At 66.4% G+C, this 15,570-nt stretch carries 12 protein-coding genes; 6 read left to right on the top strand and 6 right to left on the bottom strand.

Annotation, left to right across the window (positions count from 1 at the left end):
- Window positions 1–121: 121 nt before the first annotated feature.
- On the top strand, window positions 122–1,696 hold the full coding sequence (locus QX135_RS30805) for a hypothetical protein (protein WP_410052089.1): 1,575 nt from the start codon (window positions 122–124) through the stop codon (window positions 1,694–1,696).
- Between the two features lies 1 nt (window position 1,697).
- Here the strand turns inward: QX135_RS30805 and QX135_RS30800 are convergent, their stop codons facing one another.
- From QX135_RS30800 to QX135_RS30790, 3 genes are all read right to left on the bottom strand, one after another.
- Window positions 1,698–2,906 (bottom strand): CoA transferase, encoded by a 1,209-nt coding sequence (locus tag QX135_RS30800; protein WP_315734282.1) that lies wholly within the window; start codon window positions 2,904–2,906, stop codon window positions 1,698–1,700.
- 252 nt (window positions 2,907–3,158) lie between these two features.
- On the bottom strand, window positions 3,159–3,359 hold the full coding sequence (locus tag QX135_RS30795) for a cold-shock protein (protein WP_315734280.1): 201 nt from the start codon (window positions 3,357–3,359) through the stop codon (window positions 3,159–3,161).
- 253 nt (window positions 3,360–3,612) lie between these two features.
- Window positions 3,613–5,340 (bottom strand): adenylate/guanylate cyclase domain-containing protein, encoded by a 1,728-nt coding sequence (locus tag QX135_RS30790; protein ID WP_316182226.1) that lies wholly within the window; start codon window positions 5,338–5,340, stop codon window positions 3,613–3,615.
- Window positions 5,341–5,564: 224 nt separating this feature from the next.
- On the opposite strand from QX135_RS30790, the gene QX135_RS30785 reads away from it, so the two are divergent.
- A complete protein-coding gene (locus QX135_RS30785) occupies window positions 5,565–7,070 on the top strand; it encodes a glycosyltransferase family 39 protein (RefSeq protein ID WP_316182228.1) in 1,506 nt (501 codons plus the stop codon).
- A 3-nt stretch (window positions 7,071–7,073) separates the two neighbouring features.
- Here the strand turns inward: QX135_RS30785 and QX135_RS30780 are convergent, their stop codons facing one another.
- Both QX135_RS30780 and QX135_RS30775 read right to left on the bottom strand, forming a co-directional pair.
- The gene (locus QX135_RS30780) at window positions 7,074–8,102 is read right to left on the bottom strand and encodes a TIGR01620 family protein (protein ID WP_316234454.1); all 1,029 of its coding nucleotides are present in this window, start codon (window positions 8,100–8,102) and stop codon (window positions 7,074–7,076) included.
- Entirely contained in the window at window positions 8,099–9,562 is a 1,464-nt protein-coding gene (locus QX135_RS30775) for a YcjX family protein (RefSeq protein ID WP_316182232.1), read from the bottom strand. Before QX135_RS30775 ends, QX135_RS30780 begins: the two co-directional genes overlap by 4 nt.
- 191 nt (window positions 9,563–9,753) lie before the next feature.
- On the opposite strand from QX135_RS30775, the gene trhA reads away from it, so the two are divergent.
- Both trhA and QX135_RS30765 read left to right on the top strand, forming a co-directional pair.
- Window positions 9,754–10,449 carry a PAQR family membrane homeostasis protein TrhA gene (gene trhA, locus QX135_RS30770; protein WP_315759485.1) on the top strand — a complete coding sequence of 232 codons (696 nt, stop codon included), beginning with the start codon at window positions 9,754–9,756 and terminating at the stop codon, window positions 10,447–10,449.
- A 24-nt stretch (window positions 10,450–10,473) separates the two neighbouring features.
- On the top strand, window positions 10,474–11,268 hold the full coding sequence (locus tag QX135_RS30765) for an SDR family oxidoreductase (RefSeq protein WP_316182233.1): 795 nt from the start codon (window positions 10,474–10,476) through the stop codon (window positions 11,266–11,268).
- Window positions 11,269–11,985: 717 nt separating this feature from the next.
- Here the strand turns inward: QX135_RS30765 and QX135_RS30760 are convergent.
- Entirely contained in the window at window positions 11,986–12,474 is a 489-nt protein-coding gene (locus tag QX135_RS30760) for a MarR family winged helix-turn-helix transcriptional regulator (protein WP_316159241.1), read from the bottom strand.
- Between the two features lie 71 nt (window positions 12,475–12,545).
- Between QX135_RS30760 and QX135_RS30755 the strand changes: the two genes are divergently transcribed.
- The gene (locus tag QX135_RS30755) at window positions 12,546–13,343 is read left to right on the top strand and encodes an SDR family NAD(P)-dependent oxidoreductase (protein WP_316182236.1); all 798 of its coding nucleotides are present in this window, start codon (window positions 12,546–12,548) and stop codon (window positions 13,341–13,343) included.
- 422 nt (window positions 13,344–13,765) lie between these two features.
- Complete coding sequence (locus tag QX135_RS30750; RefSeq protein WP_316182237.1) at window positions 13,766–15,460, top strand: outer membrane beta-barrel protein; 1,695 nt, start codon at window positions 13,766–13,768, stop codon at window positions 15,458–15,460.
- Window positions 15,461–15,570: the final 110 nt, after the last annotated feature.

Raw genomic sequence — 15,570 nt, 5'->3', positions numbered from 1 at the left:
TCTGTTTTTGGAGACGAATCTGGACGAGGCGCCTCACCGCGACGTGAGGCGCCTCGTCGCACAATTGTCCGAAGCCGCCCGCCTTTCGGCTATCTTCGAGGACTAGCAGGCCCTCAATTGCATGTTCGTGGAAGCGAGGAGGCGCGTCTTGCGACTGTCGGTATTCGGCCTTGTCATGCTGTGCTGCGGCCAGCTCGCTCATGCGGACGAGAGCGCGCCGATCGAGCGCGGCGCCGCCATCCTCGAGCCGTTCGCGCTGCGTGAGCTCGACAACGGCGCGTTCGGCCTTGGGAAGATGCTTGCGCGCGCGAGCGATGCGCCGCTGACCGACGCGGCATTGTTTGCGCTGCCGTCGATGATTCCCGTGCGCAAGGCGCTCGACGCGGAGTTCGACCGCTATGTCGACAAGCACAAGACCACGCTGCCGAACGAGAGCATTGGCGTCGGCACGTCCTACGCGTTCCAGCTGTTCGACCGCACCATGCTCGATTCGTCCGATGCCCGCTTCGTGCTGGCCGGCGTCGTCAATCGCATGGATCGCGCCTTCGTCGATCCCGACCATTGCGGCGAGGTGCGGCTGCTGTACCGCCTGACGCGGACCACGCCGCCCGAGGCCAAAGATGGCGAGGTCGCCTCGCCGCGGCTGCCGATGACGCTCAACATCGTGCTCAAGGCGCGCAGCGATGCGGAGGCCAAGAGCAATTCGCCGAGCTGTGCCGAGATCGCCAAGCGCTGGCTGGCGATGTCCGATCTGCAACTGACCGGCCCGGAGCTTGCCGCGAAGCTGACGGCGCCGGACGGCCCGCTGGCGCTGATCAGGCCCGAGAACATCCACCGCATCGAGACCAACCTGCAGATCGCACATGCGCCGAAATTGGCGATCCGCGATTTCCGCACCGACTACATGATGAAGGTGTTCGACTATCAGGCCGCGAGCGGGACGTTCGAGGAGGCGGTGCTGGAGGATCAGGTCGATCGCGACCGGCTGCTGGCGGATGCCGCTCTGGCGCGCGAGTTCAAGGCCTGGCTGCTCGACCCGGTCCATCTCGGCGAGCTCGACCGCGGCACCGCGGTGATCCCCGAGCAGTTCCTGGCCAAGGTTGCGGTGGCGCCGACCCCGGTCGGATTCGTCAATTCCGATCTGCTGCCGGCCTACGGGCTGGTGCAGGGGAGCGCGGCCGGGCAGGGCGCGGTGTTCACCGAGGCCGACGTGGTCGGTGCGCTGGAGAAGGCGGCCGCGCAGGGCATCGTGCTGCAGAACATCCGGTCGGTCGCGGGCTTCGAGCGCCGCCTCAACGATTCGAGCTGCGGCGGCTGCCATCAGACCCGCGGCATCGGCGGCTTTCACTTTCCCGGCGTCGACTGGATGGCGGAGAAGCCGTCCAACACCGTCGTGGTGCCGGGCTCGCCGCACTTCTTCGGCGACCAGGTCCGCCGGCGCGACATCCTCAACGCCTTTGCCGAGGGGCGGACTCCGGATTTCTCGCGCGGCTTCGCCAGCCGCCCGCAGCTGCGCGGCAGCGATGAGCTCGTCGGCACGGTCTACAACGACGGCTGGGGCGGGCATTGCTACGCGAGCCACGCCGCGGCCGCGGACAATGACAAGAGCTTCTCGACCTGGACCTGCGCCGCGAACCTGTCCTGTCAGACCGGCCCGGCGACGCGGTTCGGCATGTGCTTCATCGCGACCCGCTAGCTCAGGCCACCGCGCCGCGCGCGCGCAGGTCGCGGATGGTCTCGTCGTCGAAGCCGGCGCTGCGCAGGATCTCGTCGCTGTGCTGGCCTATGCCGGGCGGCTTGCGCGGGGTGACCTTGCGCTGGCCGTCGATGAAAATCGGGCTGTTGACGGTCAGCATGGTGTCGTTCTCGAACGGCACCAGCACCTCGTTCTCGATCATCTGCCTGTCGTTTGGAATGTCGTCGAGAATTCCGACCACCCCGAACACGAGCCCGCTGCCGTCGAGGACCCGGCGCCATTCGGCCAACGGTCTGGTCGCGAACACCACGTCGAATTCGTGGATCAGCTCGACCGAGCGGGCGTGGCGATCGGCCTTGGTGACGAAGCGCGGATCATCGATCAGCTCCTCTCGGCCGAGACAACGGGCGAGGATCGGCCACTGCTTCTCTTCATTGAGGAGCGACAGCATGATCCAGCGGCCGTCCTGGCACTTGTAATGATTGGCGACCGCGTTCAGCGCGCGTTCGCGCGGCCGCCGCTCGACGAAGGTCGCGCCGCAAAGCTTGGCCTGAGCAAGCACGGAGGCAGCCCAGACCCCGTTCGCCATCAGGTTGGAGGCGACATGGCAGCCCTTGCCGGTCTTCTCGCGCTGGTAAAGCGCCGTGACGATCGCGCCATAGAACGCCATCGCGCAGGGGTGGTCGCCCATCCCGGCGACGGAGCGGGCGGGTGTCGTGCTCTCGTCGGCGCGGACCAGGTCCATCAGTCCGGAGCGCGCCCAATAGGCATTGCTGTCGAAGCCGGGTTTGTCGGCTTCCTCGCCCTTCTCGCCATACCCGGTGAACGACGCATAGATCAGCCGCGGATTGAGCGGCGCCAGCTTTTCGTGGGTGAGGCCGAGCTTGGCGCGGACCGACGGCGGGAAGTTGGTGATGAAGACATCGGCTTCACTCACCAGCCGCTGCAGCACGGCTTGAGCTTCGGATTTCGAAAGATCGAGCGCGAGGCTGCGCTTGTTGCGGGCTTCGAGATACCACGCGTAGTTATGCTCGCTGCGCGGATAGCCCGGCAGGTTCGGCAGGTTGCGGTAGGGATCGCCGGCACCGGGCGGCTCGATCTTGATGACGTCAGCGCCGAAATCGGAAAGAACGGTGGCGGCTGCAGGGGCCGCGATGAAGCTCGCGCAGTCCAGCACCTTCAGGCCATGGAAAATGCCCTTGTCGTCCATGATGCGTCGCTCCCGTCGCTTGTTTCCGCGCGCTGGAATTCTGCTGACGGCGCGGTTCGAGGCGCATTTGACCCAGGTCGGGCGAGCGAGGCAATGGCGGGGAGGGAGCCGAAACTACAAACAAACGTAAAGATGTGATCAGGAGCGGGCACCGCTCCTGTCTATTTCGACGTGTCGACAATCATGCTGGCTTGGTGAGGGAAACGATCGCGCCGAAAAGCCGCGAGGCGGAATGGCGCGCCAATTGGTCCACTACACTTTCAGGTTCTCGGCCGAACTCCTGCCGCGGTTGGCGATCTCGTCGTACTCGATCGTCTGGCCCTCGTTGAGGGTCGTCAGCCCGGCCTTCTGCACTGCGGAGATGTGAACGAAAATGTCCTTGCCCCCGGCCGCGGGCTGGATGAAGCCATAGCCCTTGGTCGGGTTGAACCACTTGACCGTACCTTTAGCCATACGTCGCCTCCGCGGGACCAATCCGAGTACGAGCCGGCGGTCCCCGCAAACCGTCAGGCCCGGAATTCAAGACTACTGCGGTTGCGACAGGCGTGATAGCGCAAACCGCGGGCGGTTTTGGCCCGAAATGATCGATATCGTGGCGGCTTTGCGGCTTTTGACCGTAGCGCCACCGTTCCGCCAGTCACCGCGGACCCGCTGCAACCGTTCTCGGTATGACAGCGCAGGCTGCAAACAGGTTCAACGCAACGCGTCATGCCGCGGCCCCTTCGTCCGAGAGCATAGCGAGTTCGGCGGCATCCATGGCCGTCCTGACGCGCATCGGCTCGGCGCGGCCGCGAATCTCGACCTCGCGTTGCGGCAGCATGTCGGAGGCGAGTCGCGCCCGCGCGTAGACCTCGTCCGAGATGATCACCTGGCAGCCGAGGATCTTCGTCATGTCCTGCAGTCGTGATGCGACGTTGACGGCGTCGCCCAGCGCGGTGAACACCATGTGGTCGCGATAGCCGATCTCGCCGACGATCACCTCGCCGCCGTGAATGCCGATGCCGAAGCGGATCGGCTCATGCAGATCATGGCTGAGGAACGCGTTCAGCTCGGCGATGTTGGCCGCGATGTCACGCGCTGCCTGGATTGCCTGGCCGCAGGCGACATGTGAATCGGCGGCTAGTCCGAACAGCGCGAGCATACCGTCGCCGACGAACTGATTGGGCTGCCCGCCATTCGCCAGCACGGCCTGGGAGACGGCGCTGAGGAAGCGGTTGACGATGAACACCACGTCGAACGGCAGCCGTTTCTCAGCGAGGCCGGTCGATCCGCGCATGTCGACGAACAGGCTGACGAGGTAGCGCTCCTGCCCGATTCCGGCACGCGAGCTGCCGCGCTCGCCGGGTGTCGGGTTCGGCATGAACAGTTGAAAGAATGAGAGATCGTCAGTGGGGCGCAACTGACAGGCCAGCCTGACCGACGGGTCCGCCGCGCCGATCTGCGCGAGCACGAAGGCCTCGCGAGGCGAGGGGGGCGGCAGCGCGCCGGGATCTCCGATCACCCTGATGCGGCAGGTCGAGCAGCGCGCGCGGCCGCCGCACATGCTGGCATGCGGTACGTTGTTGCGCAGACTGGCCTCGAGCACGGACAAACCCTTTGGCACCCGGATGGAGCGGCCATTGTTGTAGGACAGCGTGACCATGCCGCCACGTCGCTCATGGACTGCTCGCACGCCGCGCGCGGCGAGCGCCAAGCCGATCAGGCCGCCATAGCCGACCAGAAAGCCGTTCATGATGGTCTCCAGCACCGCCTGTTCAGATGGCGTGCCGGTCTGCTTCAATGAAAGATTTTCGGCACGCCACTGCGGTGTTGCGTTGGCGGCGATGACGTCTCGGCCTCCACGGTAGAAGCCGAGCAGCGCCAGCGCCGGGAGCAGCACGGCGCAGGCGAGCAGCCACGGCGCCGCGCGCTTGTAGAACGGCTTGAGCCGCAGCCAGAAGTGCAGCCCGATGCAGCCATGCGCCCATGACGTCAGCAGGGCTGCCGACATCAACCAGATCCGCCAGGACGGGCCGGTCCAATACGAGTACAGGACCTGCGGGTACAGCTTCTCCTGTCCGTACAGGGTCTGCCCGATGCGGACGCCGGCGATGTGGCTGAAGATCAGCGCCGGAATGCTCAGGCCGAGCAGCAGTTGCAGCGGCTCCATCGTGCTGCGGCTGAATTGCCGGCGCTGATAAAGCGCCCACACGCCGAGCCCGCCATGGGTAAGAACGGCCGCATAGAACAGCACGGCGATCGGAAGAAACTGCCAGAACGCCACATGATAGGACACGCCCTCGGCGAGCGCCTGCAGCGAGATGTTGCCGAGCGCATGGTTGAGAAAATGACTGAGCAGGTAGCTGAAGAGTATGAAGCCGCAGATCAACCGCACCTGCCGCACACCGATGCCGCGACAGGCGGACTGCAAACGATGGTAAATCGAAATGGTCATGTGGTCCGTATGATCTGGAGCCGCAATGCTAGAGATTTATTCCCTGTTGTCCTAGAGGGCTGGTGGCGGCGGTCATCCGGCGGCGCGAGCTGCGCGGGAACGTTGACTCGCCCGGCGGAGTCGGGGAAAAGCACCGCGTGACGGCCATTTCCCCAGGCATCGACAGCCCAGAGTCTCGGTCCACGCGCGCTGCGTGGCTGATGGCTGCGGCCGTGATCGCAAGCATGACGATCATCCGCATCGTCTATGCCGGGACGCTCGATCTGCGCACCGACGAGGCCTATTACTGGACCTGGTCGAAAGAGCTGCAGCTCTGCTTCCTCGATCATCCGCCCATGATCGCCTGGTTCATCCGGCTGGGCACCGCCCTGTTCGGCGATACCAATCTCGGCGTTCGCTTTGCCGGCATCCTCGCGATGGCGGTGACGCAGCCCCTGCTCGCCGACATCGTTCGCCGTACCACTCAAGATATGCGGGCCGTGATCCTCGCGGTGCTGCTGCCCGAGGCGGCGCTTTACTATGGCCTGCTGATGGCCAAGGTGGCGCCGGATATCGCGGCGATCCCGTTTGCGCTCGCGATGATCTGGGCGCTGGTGCGCCTCGCCGAGAGCGACGATGGCCGCTGGTGGCTCGCGGCCGGCCTGTTCGGTGGACTGGCGCTGTTGTCCAAATTCACCGTGGTCATGCTGCTGCCGGGAGTGGCGGCGTTCCTGCTCGTTCCGGCCTGGCGCAGCCGTTGGCTTCTCAGTCCCTATCCATGGTGCGGGGCGCTGATCGCGCTCGCCGTGTTCTCGCCGGTGCTTATCTGGAACGTTCAGCACGACTGGGCCTCGTTCCGCTTCCAGTTCGTTCGCGCCACGGCGCCGCATGATTTTTCGTTGCGGACGCTGGGCGATTACATCGGACTGCAGTTCGGACAGGTCGGCTTCGTCCTGCTGCCGGTCACATTGTCGGCGCTGAGTTTCACGGCCTGGCGCGGCTATCGCACGCGTGAGCCGGTCGCGATCCTGCTGTCGACGGCGGTGCTGGTGCCGTTTCTCTACTTCCTCTGGAAATCGTTTACCTTGCGGATCGGCGACACCTGGCCGATGTTCATGTGGCCGGTCGGATTTGCGGCGGTCGCGATCAACATCGTCAAGCTGCCGCAGGACGGCGCGTCGGCCTGGTTCGTCCGATCGACGATGCGCTGGGCGCGCATCGCCGTCGTCAGCGGCATCGCCATGGTGGTCCTGATCTTCCTCTACTACGTCGCCGTGCCCTGGAATTTCCTCGGACGAGCCGATCCGATCGGCGCCGAGGCGGGCTATCAGCAGGTCGCGGCGCGCGTCGAGCAGGAGCTGGCAAAGACCGGTGCCACCTGGATCGCAACCTCCGACTACCGCACCTACGCAATGATGCGGTGGTTCTTTCGCAGCCGCGTGCCGGTGGTCCAGATCAACGAGCGTGCCCGCTTCATCGGCTTCCGTGATCCCGGCATGGACCTGATCGCAGGACATGCCGGCCTCTATGTCGTGCGCGAGCCGGACAATGCCGGCCCGCTGCTGGCGGACACGACCGCGCACCGCGAGCCGCTCGGACATGTCGAGCGGAGCTGGCGCGGCCGTGTCATGGACACTTACGCGTTCGGCAAGCTGACGGGCTGGACGCCGGAGCTGGCGCCGCCACCGGATTCGCCATTGTACCCATGGCGCTGGCTCGCCGGTGACCCCGATCACACGCCGCGGGCCTGAGCTTCATTCCTGGTCCTCCTGCTTGCGCAGGAGATCCTTGGCGAGATCCGCCAGCGCCGGCCGCGGCAGCGCGGCGAACGGCATCGGCCGCGTCACGTCGATGGCCGCGAGGCCGAGCCGCGCCGTGAGCAGTCCGTTGAGCACGCCTTCGCCGAGCCGCTGCGACAGTTTTGCCGCGATGCCATGCCCCAGCACCTGCTGGATCAGGCTGTCGCTCGCGGCCATGCCGCCGGTGATGGCGAGATGCGCGACGACGTGGCGCAACAGGCTGATCATGCCGAGCGCGCCGGGACGGCCGCCATAGAGCCGCGCGAGCTGACGGATCATCCGCAAGCTTGCCACGAAGACGAACAGCACGTCGATCAGCGCGCGCGGACTGACCGCCGTGACCACAGAGACCCGTTGCGCCGCGACCGACACCAGCCGCCGTGCCTCAATGTCGAGCGGCGCCATCAGCTCGCGCTCGGCGAGCTTGATCATGTCACCGCCGTCGATGATGTCGTCGGCGTGGCCGGCAAGCGCGGCACGCGGACGCGCCAGCCGGGGATTGGCATGTGCGATCCGCAGCAGCTCGGCGACCACCTCGCGGCTCTCGGCGCGATCGTCGGACAGCAGCACCGCGGCCGCGCGCTGATGCAGCTTCTCGATGGTGGCGAGACGCACCAGCCCGTAGGTCTCACGGGCAACGACGGCCGCCAATGCAATCGCGGCTGCGGCCGCGAACCCCGCGCCGACATAGCCGAGGGCTTCGCTGCGGGCGAACAGATCCTCGATCAGTCTGACGACGCCGAGGCCGAGTCCGAGCAGGACGAGGCCGGCGACCGAGCCCCAAAAAAGTGCGCCCCAGCCAAAGCCGCGCCGCGCCGGCAGGATGGTCTCGACCGGCACCGGCAATTGCGCCGGATCAGCCTCCGGCGTGATCTGGATGGTGCCGCGGCCCGGCCGGGTGGCCTCTTCGGCATCGACCACGACGACGTCGGGATCATCGAGCCGGAAGGTCTGGGGACGACGATGCTTGGCGCGTTCGCTCATTGCAGCCGGTCTCCGATCAGGAACTGAAGGGCGCGGTCCATGCGGATATGGGGCAAAGCGGGCTCGGCGCCAGCATCTGGGGTCAGCAAAGGCGGGCGGAACCGAAGGAAGCGGAAATCGGTCCCGTCGGCGGCGGCGCTCGACAGGCCGCGATAGGCGCCCCCCTTGAACAGCTCCTCCGGATCGGCCGGCAGCTCGCCCGGAAAAGTGGCGACCTCGGTGTTGCCGTCGAAGATCTCGCCATTGGCGCTCTCGCCGGCGGCGGGGGTGCCGAGCAGCGAGGGGAGCTTGTCGCGGCCGCGGGCGACCAGCGCCTCGCGCGTCGCCCTGACCGCGGCCAGCGCCACGACGTCGATCGCAGCGCCTGTGCTCTCGGCGCGCGCGACGGCACGGTTGACGGCACGCCGCAGCACCGCTTCGAGCCGGTCGTGGCTGGTGTGATGCAGATGGTCGGCCTTGGTCGCCGCGAACAGGATGCGGTCGATGCGCGGCCGGAACAGCGCCGTCAGCATGTTTCCGCGCCCGACGCGGAAGCAATCGAGAATGCCGGTCAGCGCGGCCTCGAGATCATGCAGCGCCTCGGGGCCGGCATTGAACGCCGCCAGCGCGTCGACCAGCACGATCTGGCGGTCGAGCCGGGCGAAGTGGTCGCGGAAGAACGGCCTGACAACGATGTCCTTGTAGGACTCGTAGCGCCGCGCCATCATCGCCCACAGCGACCCGCTCGGCGCCTGGCCCTCGGCCGGCACGTCGAGGGGCGCGAAGGTGAGCGCCGGCGAGCCCGCGAGATTGCCCGGCATCAGGAAGCGGCCGGGCGGCAGCAGGCTCATGGCGAAGCGCTCGTCGCGGCAGGTGCGCAGATATTCGGTGAACAGCCGCGCCGCCTCCAGCGTCGCCGGCTCGTCCTCCTGGCCTTCGGGGGCGAGCGTCGCCAGATGCGCGTGCCAGTCCTTGGCGACATGCGCGCGCGGCTCGCTGCGCGACAGCGCGAGGCTTTCTTGCGCCCACTGCTCGTAGCTCTTGTTCAGCAGCGGCAGGTCGAGCAGCCATTCGCCGGGATAGTCGACGATGTCGAGCGTGAGCGTCCGCTCGGCGCCGTTGGCGCGCTGGAATTCGATCACCAGCCTGAGCTCGCTGATGTCGACGGTCGAGCTCGGCCAGCGCCGCTCGGCGACCAGCGCCCGCAAATGACTCTCATAGGCAAAGCGCGGCACGCCGTCGTCGGGTTGCGGCGTCAGATAGGCGCGGGCGATGCGGCCCGATGCCAAGGCCTCGAACACCGGCATGCGCCCGCCGCGAACGAGGTCGTGGATCAGCGCGGTGATGAACACGGTCTTGCCGGCCCGTGACAGCCCGGTGACGCCGAGGCGGATGGTCGGGTTGAGGAAGCTCTCGCCATAATCGAGCAGGGCACGGGCCGAGAGCCGCGCTTCCTCGACGAGTTCGGAAAAGGTCACCATGGGAGGAGGGGGAATTCGCAGTTGAAAAGGGCGTGAGCGATTTTTGACAGGTGGCGATGCAAAACGCCGGATTCAAGCTCACAATTCCGGCCCGTTTCCGGATAGAACCAGACTTTGAACGGAACGTTGACCACTGGAAACCATAATCCTTCCGGCACAATTGTCCCGGAAAACCGGCACCAGGTTCTGACATGACCGTATTTCAACTGAAGCAGTTCGCCTCGACCTCCGTCCATGCCGCCACCGGCGCGATGCGTTGGAACTACGACAAGGTCGAGATGATCGCGGACGGCGTCGTCCACGTCGTCGGCATCGCCGCCGGGCTGGTCGCCGCAACCGTGCTCGTCGTGCTGACCTCGATCTATGCCAGCGCCGTCGACATCGTGGTGGTGTCGATCTATGTCGCCGGACTGCTCTCGATGCTGACGCTGTCGGCAACCTATAATCTGTGGCCGGTGTCGCCGACCAAATGGGTGCTGCGCCGCTTCGACCACTCCGCCATCTACGTCCTGATCGCAGCCACCTATACGCCGTTCATCGCCGCCCTGAAGGATACGGTATTCTCGGCCGCGCTGCTGCTCGGTGTCTGGGGCGTCGCCATCTTCGGCATCGTGCTGAAGCTGCGTTGGCCCGGGCGCTTCGATGCGCTCTCGATCGGCCTGTATCTCGCGCTCGGCTGGAGCGGCGTGATGATGTACGACCGGGTGATCTCGGTGATGCCGGCCTCGGTCCTGGCCTGCGTGCTCACCGGCGGCATCCTCTACAGCCTCGGCGTCATCTTCCACTCGTGGCGGCGCTTGCGCTTCCAGAACGCGATCTGGCATGGTTTCGTGTTGCTGGGCGCCGGCTTTCACTATACCGCGGTGCTCGATCTGGTCTTGACCTAGAAAATTCCACGAGGAGGGCTTTGCATGCAGGTGACCGGCAAGATTGTTGTGGTCACCGGCGGAGCCCGCGGCATCGGCAAGGCGCTGTGCGAGGCCTTTGCGAAGGTCGGTGCCGCCAAGGTGATCGTGGCCGATCTCGACGAAGCCGGCGCCAAGGCCGTCGCTGATGGCATCGGCGGTGCCGCCTTCAGATGCGACGTCTCCCAGGAAGCCGACATCCGGCACGTGATCGAGGAGACCGAGCGGCAGTTCGGGCCGATTGCGCTGTTCTGCTCCAATGCCGGCATCGGCGGCGGCTTCGACCCGCTGTCGGTCAATGTCGGCGGCACGTCCGACGAGCCGTGGGCGCGCAGTTGGGCCATTCACGTGATGGCGCATGTCTACGCCGCGCGGCATCTGATCCCGCGCTACAAGGCGCGCGGCGGCGGCTATTTCCTCAACACGATCTCGGCGGCCGGCCTGTTGTCGCAGGTCGGCAGCGCGCCTTACTCCACCACCAAGCATGCCGCGGTGGGATTTGCCGAGAACCTCGCGATCTCGCACAAGGCTGACAACATCAAGGTCTCGATCCTGTGTCCGCAGGGCGTCGACACCGACATGCTGCGCGCGATCCCGAAGGGCCCGCAATCCGGCGACGGCGATCTGACGCCGGAGCAGGTCGCGCAGGACGTGCTGAAGGGCCTTGCCGAGGAGAGCTTCCTGATCCTGCCGCATCCGCAGGTGCTCGGCTACATGCGCAAGAAGACCGAGAACTACGACCGCTGGCTCGGCGGCATGGCCAAGATCCAGGCGAAGATGCGCGAGGAGTTCGGCAAGTAGGCTTGCAGTCATTCTCGTCGGATGATCTGACGGCGGACCCTTCAACCCAACGGAAATTGGTCGTTTCCGTCATTGCGAGCGAAGCGAAGCAATCCAGAGTCGCGAGCGCAGCCCTGGATTGCTTCGCTTCGCTCGCAATGACTGTGTGGCAGGTCCTGCGTCCACATCCGGAGGCTTCATGGCATGGCCTCGTGTTCTCGCGACCTTGGGCGTCCGAGTTGTACGGTCGGTTGGCTCCCTTCGAACAAGCGAAGGGCGCAGGGAATGCCGGGTGAAGGCCTCACCCATGGCCCGCCTGCGAAAAAAATGCAGGCGGCAGGTACCACAGGCAAAGCCGAACACTCCGGCATTCCCTGCGCGACGGTCTTAACGCTTATACGCAGTCTCCCTGGTGCGCCGGGCTTGTTGGCCACCATCACCGCGCGGCGCCTCGAGCACCGTCGTGGCTTGATACCAGCGTCGGGGTATCAGGACCCTGCGACTTCACGTCCGCAAGCTGCCGTTCGTCCGCGCGCAAGCACGCTGCGACCTCCTGCGGCCATCGCATCCCGCCTCGCGTGTCGTGACGATCGCGCGCAACGCCCCTCCGTGGTGAGGCGGGATGCGCGGAAAGATCGTCCTGATTTGCCCGACGACGCAAGGCCGCATGCTGCGGCATTTCAACACGACGGGCAGTTTCGTCATGGTGCGTATGCGCAATCTGCCCGTCGGGCGCGCTCATGGCTCCGACGGCTGCATGTCCTGCTCTGCCGCGCGCCAAGCTTCGAGCGCGCGGGCGTACAGCAACAGGCCCTCGCACACCGTGCGCTGCTCGGCTTTCGACAGCGACGACAGGGCGCCGCGAACCTGCTGGCGGCCGAAGGCGTGCAGCGTGCCGAGCGTCTTCCGTCCCTTCGCGGTGAGGCAGAGCGGCTTGATGCGGGCGTCGCCGGAATCGATTGTCTCCTGCAACTCGCCGCTGTCGATCAGCTTGCGGACCATGCGGCTGATGCTGGATTTCTCGAGATGCAGGATCGTGCCGAGCTGCATCGCTGTCAGCGGGCCGCGCAGGCCGATCTCCAGGATGGTGTGGACCGCCGACGGCGGAAGGTCGGTGGCGGCCAGCGTCGATTCCATGAAGCCGAGCTCGCGCACCATCAGGCGCGAGGCGGCGCGGATGTCGTCGACGAGCGTGAGATCGGGATCCGGCATCTTGACTCCTGCCATATAGTTGTATCATACAACAAATTGCCGATGCAACGTGGCATCGACGACGCCATATCGCCGGAGGGTCGGAGATGGGTGATACGCAGTTCACGGCCGAGGCACGCTTGACCGCGGCATCGCGCATGCAGGGGCAGGTCTGCCTCGTCACCGGGGGCGGCTCCGGCATCGGCCGCGCCGCCGCCTTGAAGCTCGCCGCCGACGGCGCGGAGGCGGTCGTCGTCGCCGGGCGGCGCGAGGCCGAGCTGGCCGATACGGCGGCACGATGCCGGGCGCTCGGGGCCGAGGCCCTCGCGGTGAAAGCCGACGTCACGCGCGAGGACGACGTGGCGAGCCTGGTACAGACAGTGCTGGAGCGCTACGGCCGGCTGGATGCGGCCTTCAACAATGCCGGTGTCCAGGAGCGCCGGGCGCCGATCGAGCAGCAGGGCAACGGCGTCTATGCGGACGTGTTCGACGCCAATGTGCGCTCGGTGTTTCTGTGCCTGCGCGCGCAGTTGCCGATCATGTATGCGCGCGGCCGGGGACGCATCGTGATCAACGCCTCCGTCAGCGGCGTGCGCAATCCGAATGCGGGACTTGCGCTCTATTCGGCCTCGAAAGCCGCCGTCATTTCGCTGACGCGATCGGCCGCGATGGAGGCGGCACCGCGCGGCGTCCGGATCAACGCGATTGCGCCCGGACGCGTCGTCACCGACATGATGCTGCGCGCCGGTGTCGGCGACGTCGCGACCGTCGCCGCCGGCCTGCCGCTGCGCCGGATGGGGCAGCCTGAGGACATCGCCGAGGCCGTGCTGTGGTTGTTGTCGGACGCGTCGTCCTACGTCGTCGGCCACGTTCTGGCGGCCGATGGCGGCTTCTTGGCTTCCTGAACGGCGGCAACGGCGCAAGACCCGCGATCGCCGAAGCCGGTCTCGGGCGAATGATCGTCGGAACGACATCATGCCGAAGTCCGAATTTCGCCGACTTTGGCGAAGCCGCGCAACGATCGTCCTCGTTTCAACTAATTAGTGCTGTCTGCGAACGCGGAGATGCCGCGGCGCCGCTTCGCGGCGGTTCATTGCGAACACCTCTCAATCTCGCCTGAAATCGTCCCAGCTCGGCAAAACTTCCGCCGACGTTTGCCGGCTATCTGCAAGGCAAGGGGAGCTCGTCGCGAGCATGCGCTGCGTAATCGTTGCGGCGGCGCCCCGACCTGACGTCGTCGCGTGATATTGGCATACTCTCCGGCATTGCTTTGCAGGCTCATTCACGACAAAAGACCGGCGCGTTCGCGGTGCGGACCAAGCGGCTCATGGTGACGCGATCCCACCGCGGGGTCACGCTCGCGCTCGTCGAGGTGCTGCTCTTGACCGTGATGGTGGTGGATGCCGCGTCCGGACAGCAGACCATCAAGGCCAAGCCGACGGACGTCGTCCCGGGACGCGCCGATCGGCTGTTCTTCCGTCACGTGACGGCGCGCAGCATCTACTACAACGTTCCGCGGATCACCAACGACAGCCGGACGCTGATGATGCGCCAGGACCCGCGTGGCTTGAGCGCATTGTTGCGTCCGGTGCGGGAGGCCGGCGCGCCGTCGCTGGCCGCGCCGGGCAGGCCCGGCGCGGCGGTCGCCAGCTTCGGATTCTCCGCGTTTCAGCCCGCCCGTGGTGCGCGCGTGGCCACGGCCGAGCCGGCGCGAGACGCTCAACGCGCCGCGCCGCAACCGGCCGCACGGCAGATCGCGGCAAAGCCCGCGGCAGTCGCCGAGGCGCCGCCGGCCAAGCCGGACGAGACCGTGGCAGCCGCCCAGCCCGCGGCCGTGCTGCGCAACCGCGACGTTCTTCCGGATCGCAATCTGAACACGGTGAAGCCGCAGCCGGTGACCGCCGATGCGAAGCCCTACGATCCGAAGGGGATGACGGTCGGGTCGTTCCTGGTGAAGCCGGCCGTCGAGATCCTGGCCGGCTATGACACCAATCCCACCCGGCGCAACGGCGGGCAGGGCTCACCGGTCGCGATCGTGGCGACGGAGGTCGCGGTCCGCTCGCAATGGGAGCGGCATCAGCTCAACGCCGATTTCCGCGGCGCCTATACCGAGGACACCAACGTCCGCTCCATCAGCCATCCGACCTTCGAGGCGCGCGCGCAAGGGCGTTACGACGTCACCGAGGGCACGGCCGTCACCGGCGAGGCGCGTTTCGTCAACGACGCCTTGACGCTTCCGGGCGCGCTCAAGCTGCCGCGGGCCACCAGCTTCGGCGGCAGCGCCGGCGTGCTGCAGAAGATCGGTCCCGCCGAGATCGCGTTCAAGGGATCGGCCGACCGGGTCGTCTTCAACGATGCTGTCATCACGGCCAACGTGCCGCTGCGGACGCAGGACCGCAACTACACCCAGCCGGGCGCGCAGGTCCGCGTCACCTATGTGCTGACGCCGAACATCTCGCCGTTCGTCGACATGAGCTTCGATCGGCGCAACCACGATCTGCAGGTCGACTTCAACGGCCAGCGCCGCGATTCCAGCGGCATCACCGCGCGTGGCGGCGCCGTCGTCAATATGGGATCGCTGACCGGCGAAGCCTCGGTCGGCTATCTCACGCGCCGCATGGACTCGCCGCTGATGCCTAACGTCAGCGGCGTGATCGCGGATGCGACGCTCGCATGGGCCGCGACCGACACCACGACCTTCGTGCTGGTGGCGCGCTCGCAGGCCTCGGAGACGCCGGCGATGAACGTCTCGGGCATCCTGTCCCGCGACGTGATCCTGCAGATGGATCATCAGTTCGAGCCGTGGCTGATCGGAACGCTGCGCGGCGGCTACGGCCAGGATCAGTTCGTCGGCATCGGCCGCGTCGATCAGCGCATGTTCGTCGCCGCCGGCGGCACCTACAAGATGAACCGCAACGTTCAGCTGAAGAGCGAGGTCCGCACCGAATGGACCCGCTCCAACATCGCGCTCAACAATTTCATGGCGGTGGTCGGCGTCGTCGGCGTGCGTGTCCAATACTGAGCGTGTGATGGGGGCCGTTTGGCTGACCGTCGTCGCCAACATCACCGCCGACCCGCAGGGCTATTGCAGATGGCCTTCCCATGGCGGCGCCCTCCCGGGCCTCATGGTTC

The organism is Bradyrhizobium sp. SZCCHNR1098 (genome assembly GCF_032489375.1).
Taxonomy (GTDB): Bacteria; Pseudomonadota; Alphaproteobacteria; order Rhizobiales; family Xanthobacteraceae; genus Bradyrhizobium.
The sequence above is the reverse complement of the archived record's forward strand: the minus strand, read 5'-3'. Positions and strand labels throughout refer to the sequence as shown.